We start from the raw sequence: 17,448 nt of genomic DNA on the forward strand, positions 1-17,448 counted from the left end.
CATGGGCCGCAAGGAAGATAACGTCAAGCGCGCGCAGGCGCTGTTCCGCGAACTGGGACAGATTCGTAACATCGGCACCGCGGCGCATATCGACCACGGCAAGACTACGCTCTCGGACAACCTGATTTTCGGCGCCGGGATGATGTCGGAAGACCTCGCCGGCAAGCAGCTGATGCTCGATTTCGACGAGCAGGAATCGGCGCGCGGCATCACCATCAACGCCGCCAACGCCTCGATGGTCCACGAGCACAAGGGCACCGATTACCTCATCAATCTTATCGACACGCCGGGGCACGTTGATTTCGGCGGTGACGTCACCCGCGCGATGCGTGCGCTCGACGGTGTCATCATCGTCGTCTGCGCGGTCGAGGGCATCATGCCACAGACCGAGACGGTCATCCGGCAGGCGTTGAAGGAGAAGGTCAAGCCGGTGCTTTTCATTAACAAGGTGGACCGGCTGATTGCCGAGTTGCAGGTTACGCCCGAGGACATGCAGCAGCGCTTCGGGAAGATTATCACCGAGGTCAACAAGCTCATCATGGGGCAGGTGCCCAAGGAGTTCCGCAAGGAGTGGAAACTGGACGCGGCTGCCGGTACGGTCGCCTTCGGGTCAGCCTATCACAACTGGGCCACCTCGATTCCATTCATGCAGAAGAAGGGCATCTCCTTCAAGCAGATTTACGATTACATGACGGAAGAGGACCGCAAAGGCCTTGCACACGCCGCACCGCTGCATGAAGTTCTGCTCGATATGATTGTCGAGAAGATGCCTTCAGCCGAAGTGGCGCAGAAGTACCGCATCCCGCATATCTGGCACGGCGACCCCGAGTCAGCCGCCGGCAAGGCGATGGTCTCCGCTGATGACAAGGGTGTCACAACTTTCATGGTCACCAAGGTGGTCATCGACCCGCATGCGGGCGAAATCGCCGTCGGGCGGCTCTTTTCGGGCACAATCGCCAAGGGCGACCAGCTCTACGTTTCCGGGATGCCCGCGCCCAACCGGGTCCAGTCGGTGGGCGTCTTCGTCGGCGCCGACCGGATTGCGACTGAGCAGGTGACCGCCGGCAACATCGTCGCTATCGCCGGGCTGCGCGACGCCATCTCCGGCTCGACCGCCACCTCCCAGCAGGACCTTGAGCCGTTCGAGCGCATCGTCCACCACTCGGAGCCGGTCGTCACGACCGCCATCGAGGCCAAGCATACGCGCGACCTGCCAAAGCTGGTCGGGGTGCTGCGCGCGGTCTCCAAGGCCGACCCCTCGATCCAGATTGATTCCAACCTCGAGACGGGCGAGCACCTGATGTCGGGGATGGGTGAATTGCACCTCGAAATCACCGAGTACCGTATTGCCAAGGAGCACGGCGTCAAAATTACCACCTCGCCCCCCATCGTGGTCTACCGCGAGGCGGTCATGGAACCCTCGCCGGGCGTCTTCGAAGGCAAGTCACCAAACAAGCACAACCGTTTCTTCGTCACGGTCGAGCCGCTCGAGCCGGACGTGCTCGCTGCCATCCAGGAGGGTACAATCCCGTCAGGCGACATCAAGAAATCGCGCGAAGTGGCGCGACAGCTGATGGAGTACGACTGGGACCGCCCCATCGCGCGCGGCGTGCTCTGCATCGAGAACGGCTGCGTCTTCATCGACGCCACGAAGGGAGTACAGAATCTGTTCGAGACGCGCGAACTGCTGATTGAAGCTTTCAAGGAAGTCGTCAACCGCGGCCCTCGCTCGAATGAGCGGCTGCTGGGAGTCAAGGTACTGCTGCGCGACGCCAAGCTGCACGAGGACGCCATCCACCGCGGCCCGGCGCAGACGATTCCCGCCGTCCGTAACGCCATCAACGGCTCGATGCTCATGGCGGGCGTGGCGCTGATGGAGCCGAAGCAGAACGTCTACATCAGCGTCCCACAGGACCTGATGGGAGCCGTCACGGGCGAGATGTCGCAACGCCGCTCGGTGATTGCCGGGATGGAGACCGAGGGCGATCTCGCTACGATTACGGCCAAGGCGCCAGTCAAGGAGATGTTCGGCTTCGCGGGCGAGATTCGCTCGGCGACTGCCGGCCGCGCGCTCTGGTCAACCGAATTCGCCGGCTACGAACCGCTGCCGCGCGAGCTGCTGGATGATGTCACGGCCGAAATCCGGGAGCGGAAAGGGCTCAAGCCCGAGGTTCCGAGACCCGAGAACTACGCCTGATTTTCCGTCGAGAAGCAAGTTAATCTTTATTTACCCCCTGTCCTGCGGCCCCACCTGACCAAAGGAGGTCAAAAATGGCAAGCAAACCCCACATGAATGTAGTATTCATCGGTCACGTCGACCACGGCAAGTCTACCTCAGTCGGCCGACTCCTTCTGGAGACTGGCGCAATCGAGCAGCACCTTGTTGACAAGTATCGCAAGGAAGCGGAAGAGCGCGGCAAGGGCGGCTTCGAGCTGGCGTACGTGATGGATAACCTGAAAGAAGAACGTGAGCGTGGCGTCACGATTGATGTAGCACACAAGAAGTTCGAGACTGACAAGACCTATTTCACGATTATCGATGCCCCGGGGCACCGAGATTTCGTCAAGAACATGATTACCGGCACCTCGCAGGCTGACGCCGCAGTGCTGGTGGTCGCGGCCGACGATGGCATCAAGGCGCAGACCAAGGAGCACCTCTGGCTCGCCAAGGTGATGGGCGTCGAGCAGCTGATTGTCTCAGTTAACAAGATGGACATCACCAAGCCCGCCTACTCCGAGAAGCGTTTCGAGGAGGTCAAGGCTGACCTCGAAAAGATGCTTAAGATGGTCGGCTTCCGCGACGAGCAGGTGACCGTCCTGCCCGCTTCAGGCTGGAAGGCGGACAACATCAAGGATAAGGGCGACAACCTCGGCTGGTGGAGCGGCGACACGCTGCTGGCGGCGCTCAACAAGCTCTCACCCCCCAAGGGGCAGGAGGGTGATTCGCTGCGTCTGCCAATCCAGGACGTCTACAAGATTTCGGGTATCGGCGCCGTGCCGGTCGGCCGGGTCGAGACCGGGACGCTCAAGCCCGGTATGAAAGTCAGCTTCCGCCCCTCCGCCCATCAGGGTGGCAAGGTCGGCGAAGTCAAGTCGGTCGAGATGCACCACGCCGAGGTTCCGCAAGCGGTACCGGGCGACAACGTCGGCTTCAACTTGCGTGGCGTATCGCACACCGATATCCGCCGCGGCGATATCTGCGGTCCCGAGAACGACCCGCCCACCGTGGCGCGTGCGTTCAAGGCACAGGTCATGATTCTGGACCACCCTAACGTGATTACCAAAGGGTACACCCCGGTATTCCACAGCCACACCGCACAGGTGGCGTGCACCTTCGACACCCTGCTGGCGAAGATGGATCCCCGCACCGGAGAGGTGACCGAGGAAAATCCCGACTACCTGAAGAAGGGCGACGCGGCGATGGTACTCATCAAGCCCACCAAGCCGCTCGCAATCGAGGAACAGGCCAAGTTCAAGCAGCTTTCGCGCTTCGCTATCCGCGACATGGGTAAGACCGTCGCGGCCGGCATGTGCCTCAAGATTGAGGAGTCCTGGGACTGAACTGATTAATGGCGAAGAAGGGAGATACGCGGGCCTGCATCTCCCTGCACGCCCTTGACCACGGCTCGGTTGACCTTGTCTGCGAGCAGATTCGCACCATCTCCGACCGCACCGGCGTCCAGATGACCGGCCCGATTCCGCTCCCGACGCGCAAGCTGCGTGTGCCCGTGCGGAAATCCCCCGACGGCGAAGGCTCCGAGACGTGGGACCGCTGGGAGGCGCGGCTGCACAAGCGACTCATCTATATTGACGCCGACGACCGCGCACTGCGCCAGCTGATGCGCATCCAGATACCCGACGGCGTCAAGATATCTATCCAGATTCAGTCGAAGTAGAACGGCGTTACAGATACGGCGACAGCAGCATGCAGAACATCGCCGCCGAGCCGTAGAGCGGGAGCCATGAGAAGCGCGCAACCTGCACGACGGCGTTCGCGGCGGCCGAGATGCGGTCCTGCATCCCCTGCCCCAGGATTTCGACGCCGTCGACCGTGACGCGCCCCATCGCGCTCTCGGCCGGCGCGAGGTCCGCCAGCGCCTCCGCCAGCGCCGCCTGCGCCGCGGGGAGGATGAAGTCGGCGCCCGAGAGCGGGTTGTGGCCGCCGGGGCGGATATTGACGTAGTGGTTGTCGGTCGTCGCCAGTAGCAGCGTATCGACGCTGTCGGCGAGGCCTTCCCGCAAGGCAGCGTTCATCCCCGGCGCGAAGCCGTTGGCGTCCCACAGCAGCAGCGCGCTGGTCGCGCCGCCGGTTTCGAGCGCGAGCACGCGCAGCCCGCCGGGGCCGATACCGTGCTCGAGGTCCTCGCCCGGCAGCCGCGCGACGCCGGCGCGCAGTTCACCGATGGGGGCGGCGCGGCAGCCGTCGGCCGCCGCGCCCATCGCTTCCGCCAGCGCGCTGCCTTCCGCGGTGCCGGCCGGGAGCGGGGGGCGGCCCCAGCCTTCCTGATTATGCAGGTCGACGAGCAGCCGCTCGCCGTCGCCGCGGGTGGCGCTGCCTTCGAGGATTGAGCCAAGCGCGGGGTGGATATCATCGCTGTCGTCCGGCTCGGCGAAGAGCAGCAAGTCTTCCCCAAGGCCGAGCGCGTGCGCGTCCGGTACCGTGCCGGCCGACGCGGCGGGGCGGCCGCCGCCACCGTGCGCGGCGTCGGCGGCCGTCTCCGCCATCGCATTGCCGATGCGATTGACGTCCTCGGCGCGCAGCGGGTTCTGGTCGTTGGTCGTCGCGCCATGCAGCGCGAAGCCGAGACCAGGGAGTTCGGGATCAATCTTCGACGGCAGGTTGCTGCCACCCAGTTCGCCGAGTGGGCCAGGGTGCAGCCCGGGGATAGCGAGGAACGCCAGCGGCTCCCCGTCGCGGCGCAGCGACGCCCAGCCGCTCTCGACGCGCACCGTCTGGCAGATTTCCCGCAAGGCGCGCGTCAGCCGCCGCCCGTCGCCGGTCGAGTAGAATTCGATGAACGCCGCCATGTGCCGCATGCCCGAAATGCCGACCGCACGCTGATAGGGGGTGTCGACGAAGAAGAGGAAGCCGTAACTGGCGGCGGTGAACGTGACCAGCGAAACGAGGCCGACATTAAGCCAGTGCTCGGAGTTGTCGCCGAAGAGCCCCCACAGCGACGCCAGCGGCGCCACCATCGCGAGCGAAAGGGCGACCCAGCCCGGCGCGGAGCCGTGGGTGCGCAGCGTGAGATACCAGAGCCCGCCGGTCGCGCCGACGCCGAACGCCAGCCCGCCCATCGTCGAGAACCACCACTCACCGCCAGCGAGGGTGCAGAAGAGCATAATCAGCGCGCCGGTCGCGCCAGTCTGCAAGCCGTAGCGCAGCGGGTAGCGACCGTCCCACGCCCACGCGAGGTTGGCGGCGAGCGTTGCGACCAGCAGCGGCGGCAGCGCCAGCGTGACCGCGCCGAGCAGCAGCCGGTCGGAGACCGCCTCGGTGATGAGTGGGAAGTCGCGCAGCCCGATGACCGCCAGCGCCAGCGTTGCGGCCGCAAATAGCGCACCGCTCAGTTCGCGGCGTGGGGTGTGCAGCAGGTAGCCCGAGAGCCGCGCGGGGGGCGGCACATCAGGGTCGACTACGAGTTCGGGAGCCATTCAGCCGGCGTGCACCGCCCCGATAATGGGCTGCAACTCCTCCTTGACCATCGACGCCCGTTCGACCAGCGTACCCGTGACGACCATGTCGGCGCCCGCGGCGACCGCGGCAGCTGCCGAGTCGACGGTGCGGATGCCGCCGCCGACTATCAGCAACGCCTTAATCGCCTCGCGGACCGCGGCGACAATCGCGGGCGGCACCGGCGCGCTGGCGCCCGAGCCCGCCTCGAGGTAGATGAAGCGCATGCCGAACAGCTCGCCCGCCATCGCGTGCGCGACTGCCGGCGCCGGGTCGTCGCGCGGTAGCGGCTGCGCCTTGCCGACGCGCGCGGCAGCCATGCCGGGCTCGACAATCAGGTACGCCATCGAGAGCGGCTGGAGCCCCGACTGGTGGACCATCGCGGCGCTCGCAATCTGCTCGCCGACGAGGAAGCGCCGTTCGGTGCTGTTGAGCAGCGACATGAAGAAAATCGCGTCCGCCTTCGTGGAAACCGCCTTCGCGACGGTCGGGAAGAGGATTACCGGCAGGTGCGACTGCTCCTTGATTTCGTCCACCGCCGCGTCGACACGCTCGAGCGAGAGGCCGGTCGAGCCGCCGACCATGATTACGTCGGTGCCCGCCTCGGCTGCGCCGTGCGCCATGCGCCCGATGGTGGCGGTATCGCTCTTGCCGGGGTCGAGCAGCGTCAGGTGCAACGGCCGCTCGCGGCGCAATTTCCGCAGTCGTTGATAGACTTCCAAACGCGCGGGGAGCGCCAAGGGCCCCCTAAAAGCGGTTTCACTCCCAGTCGAAGTCGAAATCTTCCTCTTTTTCCTCGACTACCGCCACCGCTTCAGCCGCTACGGGCGCGGCTGCCACCGCCACAGGCTCCGCTGCGACCGCGACCGGTGCGGCGGTCGCCACCACCGCTTCGGCCGCCACCGGCTCGGCAGCCTCGGCCGCCTTCTGTGGGTCCGGGAAACCGGCCATGCGGCGGCCGGGGAGCTGCGCCATGCCGTCGTCGGGCGTCATCTCGTTGCGCAGCTTCAGCACGGTGTCCTTGTCGACCTGAACGTAGGTGTCGGCGTAATCGCCGCCGCCGACAAAAACGGGATAGCTGACGTATTCACGCCGCCGTCGCGCAGCGCGCACGGGACGTGGGGGGAGCGGGACACGCGGTTGCGCGGCCGCCGGCGCGGACACCGCGCCGGCGGCCGTGGTAACGGCGGGTGGACCTGCAACAGCATCAATCGAGGGCTTGCGCCGCCGCTTGCGCCGCCGCTGGCCGCCGCCCTGCGGGGCGGAGGTGCGCAGCCACATCAGGAAGAATATCGCCGCCAGTAGCGTCATCGCCAGTACCGCGGCGACGCCGGTCTCGATAGCGCCGAGCACGGTCAGGAAGATGACTGCCAGCACCACGATTATCGAGACTGCCATCAGCAGCAGCACCGGACGGCCACCGGCTGGCGGTTGGCGCTTGCGTCCCTGTTTCTTCCTGCGAGCCATGGTTCGACGGGCGCCGAGCACTCTCGACTTGGTATAAGGGTTACCCGGGGGGCAGCCCTTTATCCGGCAGGCGCGTCGCGGAAACATGGAGCTGGCACTAGTGCACGCCGGGAGCCCTTACTCCGAAGGACGCAAGCGCCAGCCGGGCGGCGACTGAATGGCGATGATTACCGTTGACGTCGGGGCCGAAGCGGTCCACGAATACGCCCGCGGCATCACCGCCGGCGAGGTTATTGCCAACGTCCACGGCCGCAAGTCGGGTGCGGTCGCCGCGCTTGTCGACGGCGAGGAGCGTGACTTCTCGCACGTCCTCGACGGCGACTGTAGCGTCGCCCCCATCCCCGGAGAGTCCGACGCGGGGCTCTACATCCTGCGCCATTCGTGCGCGCACCTGCTGGCGCAGGCGGTCACCGAGCTGCACCCGGACGCGCAGCCGACCATCGGGCCGCCTATCGAGCACGGCTTCTACTACGACTTCCATATGGAGCCGATTAGCGAAGAGCAGCTGCGCGCCATCGGGAAGCGCATGAAGCAGCTGGTGAAGCAGAACCTCAAGCTCGAGCGCGAGGAGCTCGACAACGCCGCGCTGCGCAAGATGTTTGGCGATAACCAATTCAAGCTCGAAATCCTCGACGACAAACTCGGTCACGATGTCGGCTCGTCCGCCTACCGGCAGGGCGACTTCGTCGACCTCTGCCGCGGCCCGCACGTTCCCAGCACGGCGCACCTGCGCTGGTTCAGGCTCACCAGCACCAGCCAGGCGTACTGGCGCGCCGACCGCGAACGCGAGTCGCTTGTCCGCATCTACGGCCTCTGCCACGCGACGAAAGAGGGCTTGCAGAAGCGCGAGCAGCAGCTCGCGGAAGCCGCGAAGCGCGACCACCGCAAAATCGGGCGCGAGATGGAGCTCTACATGATTGACGAACTACTCGGCAAGGGGCTGCCGGTCTGGCTGCCCAACGGCGAGGTGCTCAAGGGCGAAATCGAGCGCTACGCGGTCGAGGTCGAGGAGGCGTACGGCTACGTCCGCGTCACGACGCCGGTCCTCGGCAAGCAGCAGCTCTTCGAGGCGAGCGGACACCTGCCGCACTACGCCGACTCGATGTATCCGCCCATGGAAATGGACGACGGCACCTACTACTTGAAGGCGATGAACTGCCCCATGCACCATCTCGTCTTCCGCCACGGCAAGCGCTCCTATCGCGAACTGCCGTTGCGCATCGCCGAATACGGCACCGTCTACCGCAACGAACTTTCGGGAACGCTCACGGGGCTGCTGCGCGTGCGCATGCTTTCGATGAACGATGCACACATCTACTGCACGCTGGAGCAAGTGACTTCAGAGGTGGAGGCCAACATCCGCATGGCGCGGGACTACTACGCCACCTTCGGCTTCAACGACTACAGCTTTCGCCTCTCGCTCTGGGACCCCGAAAAGAAGGAGAAATACATCGACCAGCCCGAAAACTGGGAAGCGACGCAGGACCACCTGCGGGGCATCCTCGACGACCTCGGCGTCGAATACGAGGAAGCCATCGGCGAGGCGGCCTTCTATGGGCCGAAGGTCGACATCCAGTTCACCACCGCGCTCGGCCGCGAGGAGTCGATAGCGACCATCCAGCTCGACTTCGCCGCCAAGGAGCGCTTCGGCCTCTCCTTCATGGACGAGACTGGCACGGAAAACGGCGAGGTGTTCGTCATCCACCGCGCTCCGCTATCGACCCACGAGCGTTTCGTCGCGTTCCTCACCGAGCAGTGGATGGGCAACTTCCCGACCTGGCTCGCGCCGGTGCAGGTGCAGGTCGTCACCATCTCTGAAAAGCACCGCGACTACGCCGCAAAGGTGCGCGACGCGCTTGCGGCCGCCGATATCCGCGTGAGGGTCGACGACAGCGACCATACCATCGGCAAGAAAATCCGCACGCACCGCAAGATGAGGCCGGCCTACATGCTCATCCTCGGCGATGAGGAGGTCGCGGGCAACACCGTCGGCATCCGCGCGCGCGACGGCCGCCAGCGCAACGGCGTCCCGCTCGCCGACTTCGTTGCTGCGCTCGCCGTCGAGGTCGCGAGCCGCAGCCCGGAGCTGCGGCTCGTATCGGGCGAGTAGTCCGAACCGACCTTTTCCGACGGTCATTTTATTCAATCAAATTAAAAAAACAGTGGCGCAGAGGGATTGATCCGAACGGACCTTTTTAGAAAAGGCCCATCAAAATTGCGGGTTCGATTCCTCTCGAATCGCACATGGTGCAACCTCTGGTTGCACAGTGGCGCAGAGGGAGGGATTTGAACCCCCGTGAGCGATGCTCACCGGCTTTCAAGGCCGGCGCCATACCGGGCTAGGCGACCTCTGCAAAAATGAATCGCGCTGGCCCAGCCAAGGGGGGCGGGCAAAAAGGACTGGCTGCCGTCTTCTCGACGACAGACCTAGCGGCGGCCTCGCGACATCGGGGACCGGCTTACATCGCCACTCTTGTCGATGTAGTACAGATAGCCGTCTTCCCTCGAGACGCCAGCGGTCGCGACCAGTTCGGGGCCGCCACCAGTTCTTTTTCCACCACGGGCCATCGCTGTTCTCCAGACGTGGCCGTCCTTGCCCAGGTAATAGAGGTACCCGGCCTGCTTGCTTACTCCGGTTGATTTGACTACTTCAGCCATGTGGAGTCACCGGAACAGCGGGTGTATTTCGCCCTATATAAGTCTGCCTCTGCTCACGACGACGCTATCGTCGAGAGCCAAACCGGCTTAAATCCGCCCGGAATCGGGGCGTATGGCGGTCGGCTTTATCCTCATCAAGACCGAGCCCTCCAAGGAGCAGCAGGTGTACGAGGCGCTCGGAAGCGTGGAGGAAATCGTGGAGTTGCACCCGCTGTTTGGCGAATTCGACCTGTTGGCCAAGGTTGACACCGGCGATTTCTACGACCTGGGACAGGTGGTGGTGCAGAAGATTCGTACCGTCGAGGGAGTCCAGGACACGCAGACCCACCCGGCGACCAAGCTTGAACGGCCGGCTGAGGCCGCCGCCGCTTCCGACAGTAGCCTAATAAGGCGCAGCCAAATCGCCGGACGATAACTATGGACCTCAGCATGGAACTACTGGGCTACACGTGGAATTTTGAATTCTTCGTAGCCGCATTCCTGTTCGGCCTCGGGCTGGCTACGCTCGGCTCAGGCCTGTTCACCGCCTATTTCGGCGCCGGCAAGTCGCAACAGATTGGCTTCGGGCTGATTGTGGTGGCGATACTCGTGCTGGGCCTCCAGTACCACCAGACCTACATCGCCGACCCGGCGACCCTCGACGCGGCCAGCTTCCGCTACGGCCTGATTGCCGCGGTAGCGGCGATGGTCGGGATGGCGGCCGGGATGTTTGCAGTGCTCTTCATCCTGATGAAAGTCGATACGGTCGACGACCTCGAAGACCTCGACCTCGAAGACCTCGAAGATCTGGACCTGGACGAGGAGCTGAAGAAGCTCGAAGAGGAACTGGCAGCCGAGGATGATGGTGATGACGCCTCCGCTGACGACGCAGACGAGGGAGGCAAGGCATGAGTGCCGAGATGACGCTGGCGCTGACGCTCTTCACGGTCGGCTTCGCCATCGTGATGTTCGGGATGGGTGCGCTCGTGGCGTACTACGGCAGCCAGAAGACGCGCAACGCCGGCTTCGGCTTCATCCTGCTCGGGGTGGTGGCGACTTACGGCTGGTACTACCAAACCTATGTCGATGGTGTCTGGAGGGCTGTAGTGATGCCCGATGCGCTGCTGGCGATAGCAGGTGGCTTCACCGGTGCGATTGTGGGTGTGGTAATCTTCCTCGTGGCGATTATCAAGTCCTGAAACCTTAAAGTACGGCAGTTCGCCGTGCCGCCGTGGCTTCACTCTGGAGCGCGGGCAAGCCCGCCGGTAACGATGACGGCGAGCCCGGGGACGTTGAATTAGTCGCTGAAGTGGTCGAGGAGATAGAAGCCGAAGACGCTGAGCAGATAGCCGAATCCGGGAAGGAGGCCGATTCGCCTGACGAAGATGCAGAGGCTGTAGTCCCGGAGGAGGCGGAAGCCGAGCCCGAAGAGGCTGGCGCAGAGCTGGACTTGGGCGGCAGCGAAACTGGCGAAGCCGACAGAGAGGAGGAGCCGCTGGAGGCGGAGCTGGACCTCTCCAGCGATGCGCTACAGCCGGAGCGAGACGAGCCGGCTGTAGCGCCCGCCGCGGCGCCTGCCGCTTTTCCACCACTGCTCCAGCGCGTCGAAAACCTCGACATGCGCGTCCTCGGCGCTATCGGCGCGGTTGGCATCCTGCTGCTGACCGCCGTCGCGGTGGTGATTCTGGGCGGCGCAGTCGAGGTGACGGTGCCCAGCGAGCGCTACGGCGATTCTGCGACTTACACGGTGACGGGGCAGGTTGACCTCGAGAGCCCGGTCGGCATCCCGCTGCCGTTTCTGGGGGAGGATGTCGAGGTGAACGAAATCCACGTCAAGTGGGGTGGGACGCTCGAGGCGGGAACCGAGGAGCTGACGTCGCTGGTCGAAGATGGCTACGGGCAGAAGCATCCCGTTTTCAGGCGCTACATCGAGCAGGACTGGGACCCGGTCAGCGGCAGCGTTGCCGAGGAGGGGTCGTCGCCCACCGACATCAATAACGGGCGAGTCAACACCACTCACGAGCAGTTCGTGCGCGAGGACAGCCTCGAAATCATCAAGGAACGGGTCGAAAATTACGCATATTACGAAGAGACGCTGACTGGCGAGAAATGGTCGCTGGAGAAGCTGACCAGCTGGGTTCCGCGCGCCGACGAAAAGGGAATGATGCCGCACGCACAGCTCTACGTTGGCCAGCAGCTGCGCGAAGGCGACAGCGGCAGCTTCGTGAGCAACGGGCTGGCATTCAGCTGGGAGGCGCTTGACGGAGGCAAGGTTGACGGCAGCGCCACCATCAAACTGCGCGTCAGCAGCAGCAGCTCGGCCGACCTGCCATTCAACTACCACTACGGCCACACGCTGCGCTACGACCTGTGGGTTTCCGAGCGCAGCGCCTACCCGCTCAAGTTCGATATCACCGTAACCTCTGACGCCGCCAGTCCGACGGGCGAGCTCTACTCGTTCTCGGGCCGCTACAGCGGCACCATCAATGGCCTCACTGCCGGCTACAAAGACGTGCCGCAGGCGGACGGCTCCAGTACGAACGGTCCGCACATTGATGCCGAACTCGAGGCGTGGGACTACCACGCGCCCGCCTTCGGGAACTCCACCAGCAGCCTCGACTCCGGCTTTGCGCTGCAGGACGCCATCAACGACGCGCGGCAGGAGCTGCCGCCGTCGGACCTCGACGACTACCTCACCGATTACCCGCAGGCGTTCGTGACCCGCGCGAGTTACGACGGAGAGCGCGACGAGTGGAACCTGACGCTGGCGCGCCACAGCGAGAGCAAGCGCGAGGTGACCGGCTGGGAACTGCTGGTCAACCGCACCAACGCCAGTGGCCGCGAGGTCGAAATGGACAACCCGCTGGTCAACCCGGCCGAGCTGGAGCAGCCGCTGACAGTCTCCTCGGCCGAGGAGCTGCTGATGTCGCGCACGATTGTCGCCGGCTGGGCCGGCAGCGCCGGCGTTATCGACCACGTACGGGTCAACCTCTCGCTCGGGCAGAACCTCGCCTCGCGCGAGAACCTGTTCGACCCGCTGGCGTTCCTGAACATCGACTCGACGACCATGCTGAAGCTGCTCGGGGACCTCGCCAGTGGCGATTTCGACCTCGACGATTACGGCAGCAGTGTCGACGCTAACGGCGGCTACGGCTACTACATCGAGCAGGTCGACGGCAGCACGCGCCACGGCGCCGCCGTGGACGCCTCCGACGGGCTGCTGCTCTTCAACGCCGAGCACCGCGCGTCAGGCTAGCGCTGCCGCCAGCGCTTCGAGCGCCGCTTCCAGCTTCGGCCGCGGAATCCCCCACCCGAGCCGCAGATGCCCCGGCATTCCGAAGAACTCGCCGGGGCACGCCACGACCCCGGCCGCGGCAAGCCTCTCCGCCAGCGCCAGCGTGTCGCCCTCGACGCGCGGGAAGCCGATAATCGATTCGCTGGCGAACCACTCCCACCCCAGCCCTGCACACGCATTGCGCACCAGCGCGCCGCCACCGGAAGCGCATTCGCGCACCGCCGCCAGCCGCGCTTCGGCTTCGCGCAGGATGACGAGCCCGGCGCGCTCGCCCGTCGGGAAGACGCCGGGATTAGTCCACTTCTTCAGCGCCTCCAGCCGCGCCACCAGCCCCGGCTCGGCGATGACCCAGCCGACGCGCGTCGCGGTGCCGCCGTAGCACTTGCTGAGCGACCCCGTGACGGCGATGCCGGGCGCCCCCGCCACCGTCGGCAGGTCGGCCGCCAGCGGCCGGAAAATTTCGTCGACCACCAGTAGCCCCCCGCCCGCCGCCATCGCCGCGCCCAGCTCGCGCAGCAGCGCCGGGTCGGCGCGCACGCCCGACGGGTTGTGCAGGTTGGTGACGAACGCCAGCCGCGCCGGCAGCAACGCGCGGAACCGCTGCGGGTCAATCGCGAAGCCCTCGTCGGGACGCCGCAATAATTCGCGCGGCTCGGCGCCGAAGCCGTGCGGCAGCCCGCGCAGCGGCGGGTAGCCCGGCGTTTCGACGATGCAGCCGTCGCCCGGCGACAGCAGCGCCGCCGCCAGCAGGAAATTGGCTTCGCTGGCGCCGGCGGTCACCAGCAGCTGCTCGACCGCGACGCCATGCAGCGCCGCCAGCTCCTCGCGCAGTTCGGGCAGCCCCTGCTTCTCGTTGTAGTCGCGCGAATGCGTGACTGCGACGGGCGACCCGAACCAGTTCGACTCGGCAAGGTTGTGCACCCCCGGCTTCACATGCGCGCGCAGGAAGCGCAGCAGCTCGAACTCGGGGAACTCCACGACGCGGCAGCAAAGCCCGGGTTAAGAGCGCTCAGCCGATATAGTTGAAGTCCTGCTTCTCGTCGCCCGGCTCGGATTCCATCTCGCGCAGCTGGGTCGTGATTTCATCGACCTGCTCGGCGCGCTTCTCGAGTTCGGTCAGGTCAATCTCGATGCCAAGCAGCTTCTGCAGCGTCACCAGCAGCGCCTGCGCCGATTTCGGGTCGACCATGTAGCCGCTGGTCTCGCCCATCAGGCAGCCACCCTCGATGCCGCGCAGCTTCCCGAGGCCGAGCAGCAACCCCGAGGCGCCGACGATGCCGGCGCCCGGTTCGCCCTCGATGAACTCGACGCCCGCCTTGCGGAGCCGCTTGACCATGTCGGGGCCGGTCGCGGCGCCGAGGACGCGCGGCTCGGGGACCAGTTTGCCCTGCCCGTAGCCGCCGAGGGTGTAGATGGTCGTGACTCCCATCTCCTTCGCCAGCTCCAGCATCTTCAGCGTCAGTTCGTACTGCCCCGACGCCTCCATGCCCTGGTACTCGCCGGTCAGGAACAGCAGGTCGCGCGCGCCCTCCTTGCCGCGCCAGTAGAAGAGTTCGTTGTTGACCAGCCGCACCTCGCCGCTCTCCTCGATGAGCACCTGCGGCGGGAAGTGCGACGAGTAAATCTCGGTGCACTTGGTGGCGCCCAGCTCCTCTATCAGGTGCGCCGTCGCCAGCTTGCCGACGTTCCCGACGCCCGGCAGCCCTTCCAGCAGCACCGCGTTCTCGAGCTGCACCTCCTCGTTGACGACGATTTCGGTGAAACTCATTTCTGCGCCAGCATCCTGCGGTACTTGCCGTAGCGGTCCTCGGGCGAGTAGCGCGGCGGCAGCGGACTCGCGGTCGCCGAACCGCACTCCGGGCACTCCTTCGCGAGCGTGTAGCGCGCGCATTCGCCGCAGCGGAACATCAGCGTGCGCATCAGAGCCTCTCGAAACTCGCTTCGCCGCCGCTCGGCTTGAAGCCCTTGAGCACCGCGTCCGTGGCTGCCTTCAATTCGCGCTCCGCCTGCTTGAAGTCAGGCGCGCGAACGCGGATGCGGTAGTCGGGCGCACCATCGCTGCTGATTTCGAGCGTCGTCTCTTCTTCCTGCGCGGCGGGCGCGGTCAGCGCCTTCCGCAGGTGCTCGACCCCGTCAGGCGCCCAGCTGGAGAGCGTCAGACGCCCCTCAATGGTGACGAAGGGGGGCGTGATGTTCGCCGCCGCGGTCGCCAGGAATGGCTTGACCCACTTGCCCTTGTATGCCTTCGTGAAGTCATCCTGCTCCATCACGGCCGCCTCGAAGGCGCCGTAGAGCGTTCCGTAATTCTCGCGGAAGGAGGCCGAAACTTCCTCCAGCAGTGCCGCCGGCTCGAGCTTGGCCTCGCCCGCTACCAGCTCAATCAGCTTGGTCGCACGCTGCTCGTTCTTCCACTCGCGGATGCGCGCCTGCTTGCGGTGGCCCGAGACCTGCCGCACCGACATGTCGACGATGTGGCGCTTGCGCTTGACGCGGGTGACCTTGGCGACCACCATCTGCCCTTCACGAATGAAATCGCGGATGTACTTGACCCAGCCCGAAGCGACTTCTGAAATGTGGACGAAGCCTTTCTGGCCCGGATATTCGAGCAGGTCGACGTTGGCGCCTTGGTGCCTTACCTCGGAAACCCGGCCGATTACGAATTCACCTTCTTCTGGAAGCTCTGCCGGACTCACTCCAGTTCCTCCACCACCTTCGCGATGATCCGGGCGCGGCCGCCAGCAGATGTGGCGAGGGTTGAGCCGCAGAGTTCGCAGTTCACGGTCGTGGCGCTGTTGCTAAAGAGTACCGACTCGTTCTCGCAACTGGGGCAGTTCACTTTCAGGAATTTACTGTTAACCATGTTTACTCCATCAACTCGAATTTCTTTGCACGTATATTTGGCCTGTGCCACGCCTTGTTGCAGCTGGAACAGCGGTAGCGCAGGTAGATGCGTTTGGTCGGTTTCTCCCGCCCTTCGGGCTTGGGACGCGGGAAACCACCGTAGCCGGCGGTGACGCGGCGGAAAAGTCGCTGTCCGCGCGCACGCTCGGAAGCGCGCTTCTTCTTGACCTGCTCCACTTCGTGCTGGTTGTGCGCCTTGCACGCGGGGCAGTAAGTGCTTATTCGACGGGGGAGCTTCATATCAGGGGACCGGCCGAGCCAGCCGCTTTTATAAAACTAATCTAAGCCGACGCCAGTTCGCGGTGGCGCATTCCGAACAGCGCCTGCACCGCCGCCAGCGGCAGCCGCAGCCAGAAGTCGCGCATCGCTTTTCCTTCGTATTCGCCGCGCGTCATCGTCGCCAGCAGCCCGAAAACCGCCGGCGTCCCGCCGAGCGCGAAGCCGAGGCGCATGAAGAAGGGGCGATAGATGCGGTGCTTGCTCCTCGCGGCGCGGTACATCTCGCGCGCGTAGTGCTCGCGCCAGTACTCTTCAAAGTGGGTCGGGTCGCCCTCGGCGACCGCGCGCGCCGCGAGCCTCCCGCCGAGCGCGGCGTGGTTCAGCCCTTCGCCGTGGATAGGGTTGACATGCCCCGCCGCGTCACCGACCAGCACCCATCCGTCGCCCGAGACCGGCTGGTCAAACAGCGCCGGGTCGTTGTAGGAGGGAATGGCGGAGCCGAAGCGGGTGCATTCGACCTCTTCGCCGCTCGCGAGCCGGTACCTGCCGGGGGCGGTGAACTCACCCGGCCAGCGGTCGTGTAGCAGCTTCTCGAGCGCCTCCTTCATGCCGGGCGTCCCGGCGTTGTAGCAGTAGCCGATATTGTAGTGGTCCGCCTTCGGGAAAACCCAGAGATAGCCCTCGCCCGGAAGCGCGCCGAGGATGAACTCGACCTCGTTCTCGACCGGCTTCAGCCCAAGGTAGTAGCCGGAGGCGGCGAAGAGGTGTTCGCGCGGAATCGCTCCCACGAAGTGGCGGCGCGTGAAACCGTTGACCCCGTCGGCGCCGATGATGTAGCGTGCGCGGTGCGTGCCGTTGATAACCCACGCGTTGCCGTCGCGCTCGAGCTGCTTTACGCGCTCCGCGACATGCGTTGCGCCCGCCTCGGCAGCACGCTTGAACAGGTAGTGGTCCCAGTTATCGCGTCGAATGAGCTTGCCCTTCGCCACCGGCACCTTCAGCTTGGTGCTGCCGTGAGTGAAGCTGATGGAACTCATGTGGCACTCGATAGCCTCATCGGGGGCGTCCATCCACTCGATGCCCTTGACCGGCAGCCCGCCACCACACGCCTTGCGCCGTGGGTGGGCGTGGTCGAAGAGCAGCGTATCGAGGCCGCGCTCGGCCGCTTCGCGTGCCGCCGAGGAGCCGGCCGGCCCGCCGCCAATGACTGCTACGTCGGCAATCGCCACGGTCGGCCGACTTGCGCCGCCTGATA

General features: G+C 65.2%; 19 protein-coding genes and 1 tRNA gene. 8 read left to right on the forward strand and 12 right to left on the reverse strand.

Annotated features, from left to right (window positions below; all coding sequences use genetic code 11):
• Window position 1 precedes the first annotated feature (1 nt).
• The 3 genes from QGG57_00580 (at window position 2) to rpsJ (ending at window position 3,896) form a co-directional block, all read left to right on the forward strand.
• A complete protein-coding gene (locus QGG57_00580) occupies window positions 2–2,197 on the forward strand; it encodes an elongation factor EF-2 (protein ID MDP7006679.1) in 2,196 nt (731 codons plus the stop codon).
• 74 nt (window positions 2,198–2,271) lie between these two features.
• Entirely contained in the window at window positions 2,272–3,561 is a 1,290-nt protein-coding gene (tuf, locus tag QGG57_00585; protein MDP7006680.1) for a translation elongation factor EF-1 subunit alpha, read from the forward strand.
• 8 nt (window positions 3,562–3,569) lie between these two features.
• Window positions 3,570–3,896: a 30S ribosomal protein S10 gene (gene rpsJ, locus QGG57_00590; GenBank protein MDP7006681.1), complete on the forward strand. Its 327-nt coding sequence runs from the start codon at window positions 3,570–3,572 to the stop codon at window positions 3,894–3,896.
• A 7-nt stretch (window positions 3,897–3,903) separates the two neighbouring features.
• Here the strand turns inward: rpsJ and QGG57_00595 are convergent, their stop codons facing one another.
• From QGG57_00595 to QGG57_00605, 3 genes are read right to left on the reverse strand one after another with little or no spacing between them, the layout of a single operon-like run.
• Complete coding sequence (locus QGG57_00595; GenBank protein MDP7006682.1) at window positions 3,904–5,655, reverse strand: DUF2070 family protein; 1,752 nt, start codon at window positions 5,653–5,655, stop codon at window positions 3,904–3,906.
• Entirely contained in the window at window positions 5,656–6,396 is a 741-nt protein-coding gene (locus tag QGG57_00600) for a geranylgeranylglyceryl/heptaprenylglyceryl phosphate synthase (protein MDP7006683.1), read from the reverse strand. It lies immediately after the preceding gene.
• Window positions 6,397–6,433: 37 nt separating this feature from the next.
• Window positions 6,434–7,141, reverse strand: a complete 708-nt coding sequence (locus QGG57_00605) for a hypothetical protein (GenBank protein ID MDP7006684.1) — start codon at window positions 7,139–7,141, stop codon at window positions 6,434–6,436.
• 157 nt (window positions 7,142–7,298) lie between these two features.
• On the opposite strand from QGG57_00605, the gene thrS reads away from it, so the two are divergent.
• Window positions 7,299–9,251 (forward strand): threonine--tRNA ligase, encoded by a 1,953-nt coding sequence (gene thrS, locus QGG57_00610; protein ID MDP7006685.1) that lies wholly within the window; start codon window positions 7,299–7,301, stop codon window positions 9,249–9,251.
• A 158-nt stretch (window positions 9,252–9,409) separates the two neighbouring features.
• Here thrS and QGG57_00615 read toward each other — a convergent pair.
• Window positions 9,410–9,495 (reverse strand) — tRNA-Ser (locus QGG57_00615).
• A gap of 73 nt (window positions 9,496–9,568) precedes the next feature.
• The gene (locus QGG57_00620) at window positions 9,569–9,799 is read right to left on the reverse strand and encodes a hypothetical protein (protein MDP7006686.1); all 231 of its coding nucleotides are present in this window, start codon (window positions 9,797–9,799) and stop codon (window positions 9,569–9,571) included.
• A 112-nt stretch (window positions 9,800–9,911) separates the two neighbouring features.
• On the opposite strand from QGG57_00620, the gene QGG57_00625 reads away from it, so the two are divergent.
• Genes QGG57_00625 through QGG57_00640 form a run of 4 tightly spaced genes read left to right on the forward strand, consistent with a single transcriptional unit; the run spans window position 9,912 to window position 13,034 of the window.
• Window positions 9,912–10,214, forward strand: a complete 303-nt coding sequence (locus QGG57_00625; GenBank protein ID MDP7006687.1) for an Lrp/AsnC ligand binding domain-containing protein — start codon at window positions 9,912–9,914, stop codon at window positions 10,212–10,214.
• 2 nt (window positions 10,215–10,216) lie between these two features.
• Entirely contained in the window at window positions 10,217–10,690 is a 474-nt protein-coding gene (locus QGG57_00630) for a hypothetical protein (GenBank protein ID MDP7006688.1), read from the forward strand.
• Entirely contained in the window at window positions 10,687–10,977 is a 291-nt protein-coding gene (locus QGG57_00635; protein ID MDP7006689.1) for a hypothetical protein, read from the forward strand. Before QGG57_00630 ends, QGG57_00635 begins: the two co-directional genes overlap by 4 nt.
• 32 nt (window positions 10,978–11,009) lie before the next feature.
• Window positions 11,010–13,034, forward strand: a complete 2,025-nt coding sequence (locus QGG57_00640) for a hypothetical protein (protein MDP7006690.1) — start codon at window positions 11,010–11,012, stop codon at window positions 13,032–13,034.
• Here the strand turns inward: QGG57_00640 and QGG57_00645 are convergent.
• Genes QGG57_00645 through QGG57_00675 form a run of 7 tightly spaced genes read right to left on the reverse strand, consistent with a single transcriptional unit; the run spans window position 13,026 to window position 17,422 of the window.
• The gene (locus QGG57_00645) at window positions 13,026–14,051 is read right to left on the reverse strand and encodes a pyridoxal phosphate-dependent aminotransferase (GenBank protein MDP7006691.1); all 1,026 of its coding nucleotides are present in this window, start codon (window positions 14,049–14,051) and stop codon (window positions 13,026–13,028) included. The two genes, QGG57_00640 and QGG57_00645, sit on opposite strands and share 9 nt — an antisense overlap.
• A 31-nt stretch (window positions 14,052–14,082) precedes the next feature.
• Window positions 14,083–14,841: a proteasome assembly chaperone family protein gene (locus QGG57_00650; GenBank protein MDP7006692.1), complete on the reverse strand. Its 759-nt coding sequence runs from the start codon at window positions 14,839–14,841 to the stop codon at window positions 14,083–14,085.
• Window positions 14,838–14,993, reverse strand: coding sequence for an RNA-protein complex protein Nop10 (locus tag QGG57_00655; protein ID MDP7006693.1), 156 nt, complete (start codon window positions 14,991–14,993; stop codon window positions 14,838–14,840). The genes QGG57_00650 and QGG57_00655 overlap by 4 nt, the downstream gene beginning before the upstream one ends.
• Entirely contained in the window at window positions 14,993–15,766 is a 774-nt protein-coding gene (locus QGG57_00660; GenBank protein MDP7006694.1) for a translation initiation factor IF-2 subunit alpha, read from the reverse strand. The genes QGG57_00655 and QGG57_00660 overlap by 1 nt, the downstream gene beginning before the upstream one ends.
• Window positions 15,763–15,933 carry a 30S ribosomal protein S27e gene (locus QGG57_00665; protein MDP7006695.1) on the reverse strand — a complete coding sequence of 57 codons (171 nt, stop codon included), beginning with the start codon at window positions 15,931–15,933 and terminating at the stop codon, window positions 15,763–15,765. The genes QGG57_00660 and QGG57_00665 overlap by 4 nt, the downstream gene beginning before the upstream one ends.
• Before the next feature lie 2 nt (window positions 15,934–15,935).
• Window positions 15,936–16,214 (reverse strand): 50S ribosomal protein L44e, encoded by a 279-nt coding sequence (locus tag QGG57_00670; GenBank protein ID MDP7006696.1) that lies wholly within the window; start codon window positions 16,212–16,214, stop codon window positions 15,936–15,938.
• Between the two features lie 41 nt (window positions 16,215–16,255).
• Window positions 16,256–17,422 carry an NAD(P)/FAD-dependent oxidoreductase gene (locus tag QGG57_00675; protein MDP7006697.1) on the reverse strand — a complete coding sequence of 389 codons (1,167 nt, stop codon included), beginning with the start codon at window positions 17,420–17,422 and terminating at the stop codon, window positions 16,256–16,258.
• Window positions 17,423–17,448 lie beyond the last annotated feature (26 nt).

Source organism: Candidatus Poseidoniia archaeon, from assembly GCA_030748895.1.
Classification (GTDB): domain Archaea; phylum Thermoplasmatota; class Poseidoniia; order MGIII; family CG-Epi1; genus UBA8886.

What these genes read in the sequence shown, in the direction of transcription:
- QGG57_00580 (MDP7006679.1), top strand. Translation starts at nt 2, where the DNA reads ATGGGCCGCAAGGAAGATAACGTCAAGCGCGCGCAGGCGCTGTTCCGC.
- tuf (MDP7006680.1), top strand. Translation starts at nt 2,272, where the DNA reads ATGGCAAGCAAACCCCACATGAATGTAGTATTCATCGGTCACGTCGAC.
- rpsJ (MDP7006681.1), top strand. Translation starts at nt 3,570, where the DNA reads ATGGCGAAGAAGGGAGATACGCGGGCCTGCATCTCCCTGCACGCCCTT.
- QGG57_00595 (MDP7006682.1), bottom strand. Translation starts at nt 5,655, where the DNA reads ATGGCTCCCGAACTCGTAGTCGACCCTGATGTGCCGCCCCCCGCGCGG.
- QGG57_00605 (MDP7006684.1), bottom strand. Translation starts at nt 7,141, where the DNA reads ATGGCTCGCAGGAAGAAACAGGGACGCAAGCGCCAACCGCCAGCCGGT.
- thrS (MDP7006685.1), top strand. Translation starts at nt 7,299, where the DNA reads ATGGCGATGATTACCGTTGACGTCGGGGCCGAAGCGGTCCACGAATAC.
- QGG57_00620 (MDP7006686.1), bottom strand. Translation starts at nt 9,799, where the DNA reads ATGGCTGAAGTAGTCAAATCAACCGGAGTAAGCAAGCAGGCCGGGTAC.
- QGG57_00625 (MDP7006687.1), top strand. Translation starts at nt 9,912, where the DNA reads ATGGCGGTCGGCTTTATCCTCATCAAGACCGAGCCCTCCAAGGAGCAG.
- QGG57_00630 (MDP7006688.1), top strand. Translation starts at nt 10,217, where the DNA reads ATGGACCTCAGCATGGAACTACTGGGCTACACGTGGAATTTTGAATTC.
- QGG57_00635 (MDP7006689.1), top strand. Translation starts at nt 10,687, where the DNA reads ATGAGTGCCGAGATGACGCTGGCGCTGACGCTCTTCACGGTCGGCTTC.
- QGG57_00650 (MDP7006692.1), bottom strand. Translation starts at nt 14,841, where the DNA reads ATGAGTTTCACCGAAATCGTCGTCAACGAGGAGGTGCAGCTCGAGAAC.
- QGG57_00655 (MDP7006693.1), bottom strand. Translation starts at nt 14,993, where the DNA reads ATGCGCACGCTGATGTTCCGCTGCGGCGAATGCGCGCGCTACACGCTC.
- QGG57_00665 (MDP7006695.1), bottom strand. Translation starts at nt 15,933, where the DNA reads ATGGTTAACAGTAAATTCCTGAAAGTGAACTGCCCCAGTTGCGAGAAC.
- QGG57_00670 (MDP7006696.1), bottom strand. Translation starts at nt 16,214, where the DNA reads ATGAAGCTCCCCCGTCGAATAAGCACTTACTGCCCCGCGTGCAAGGCG.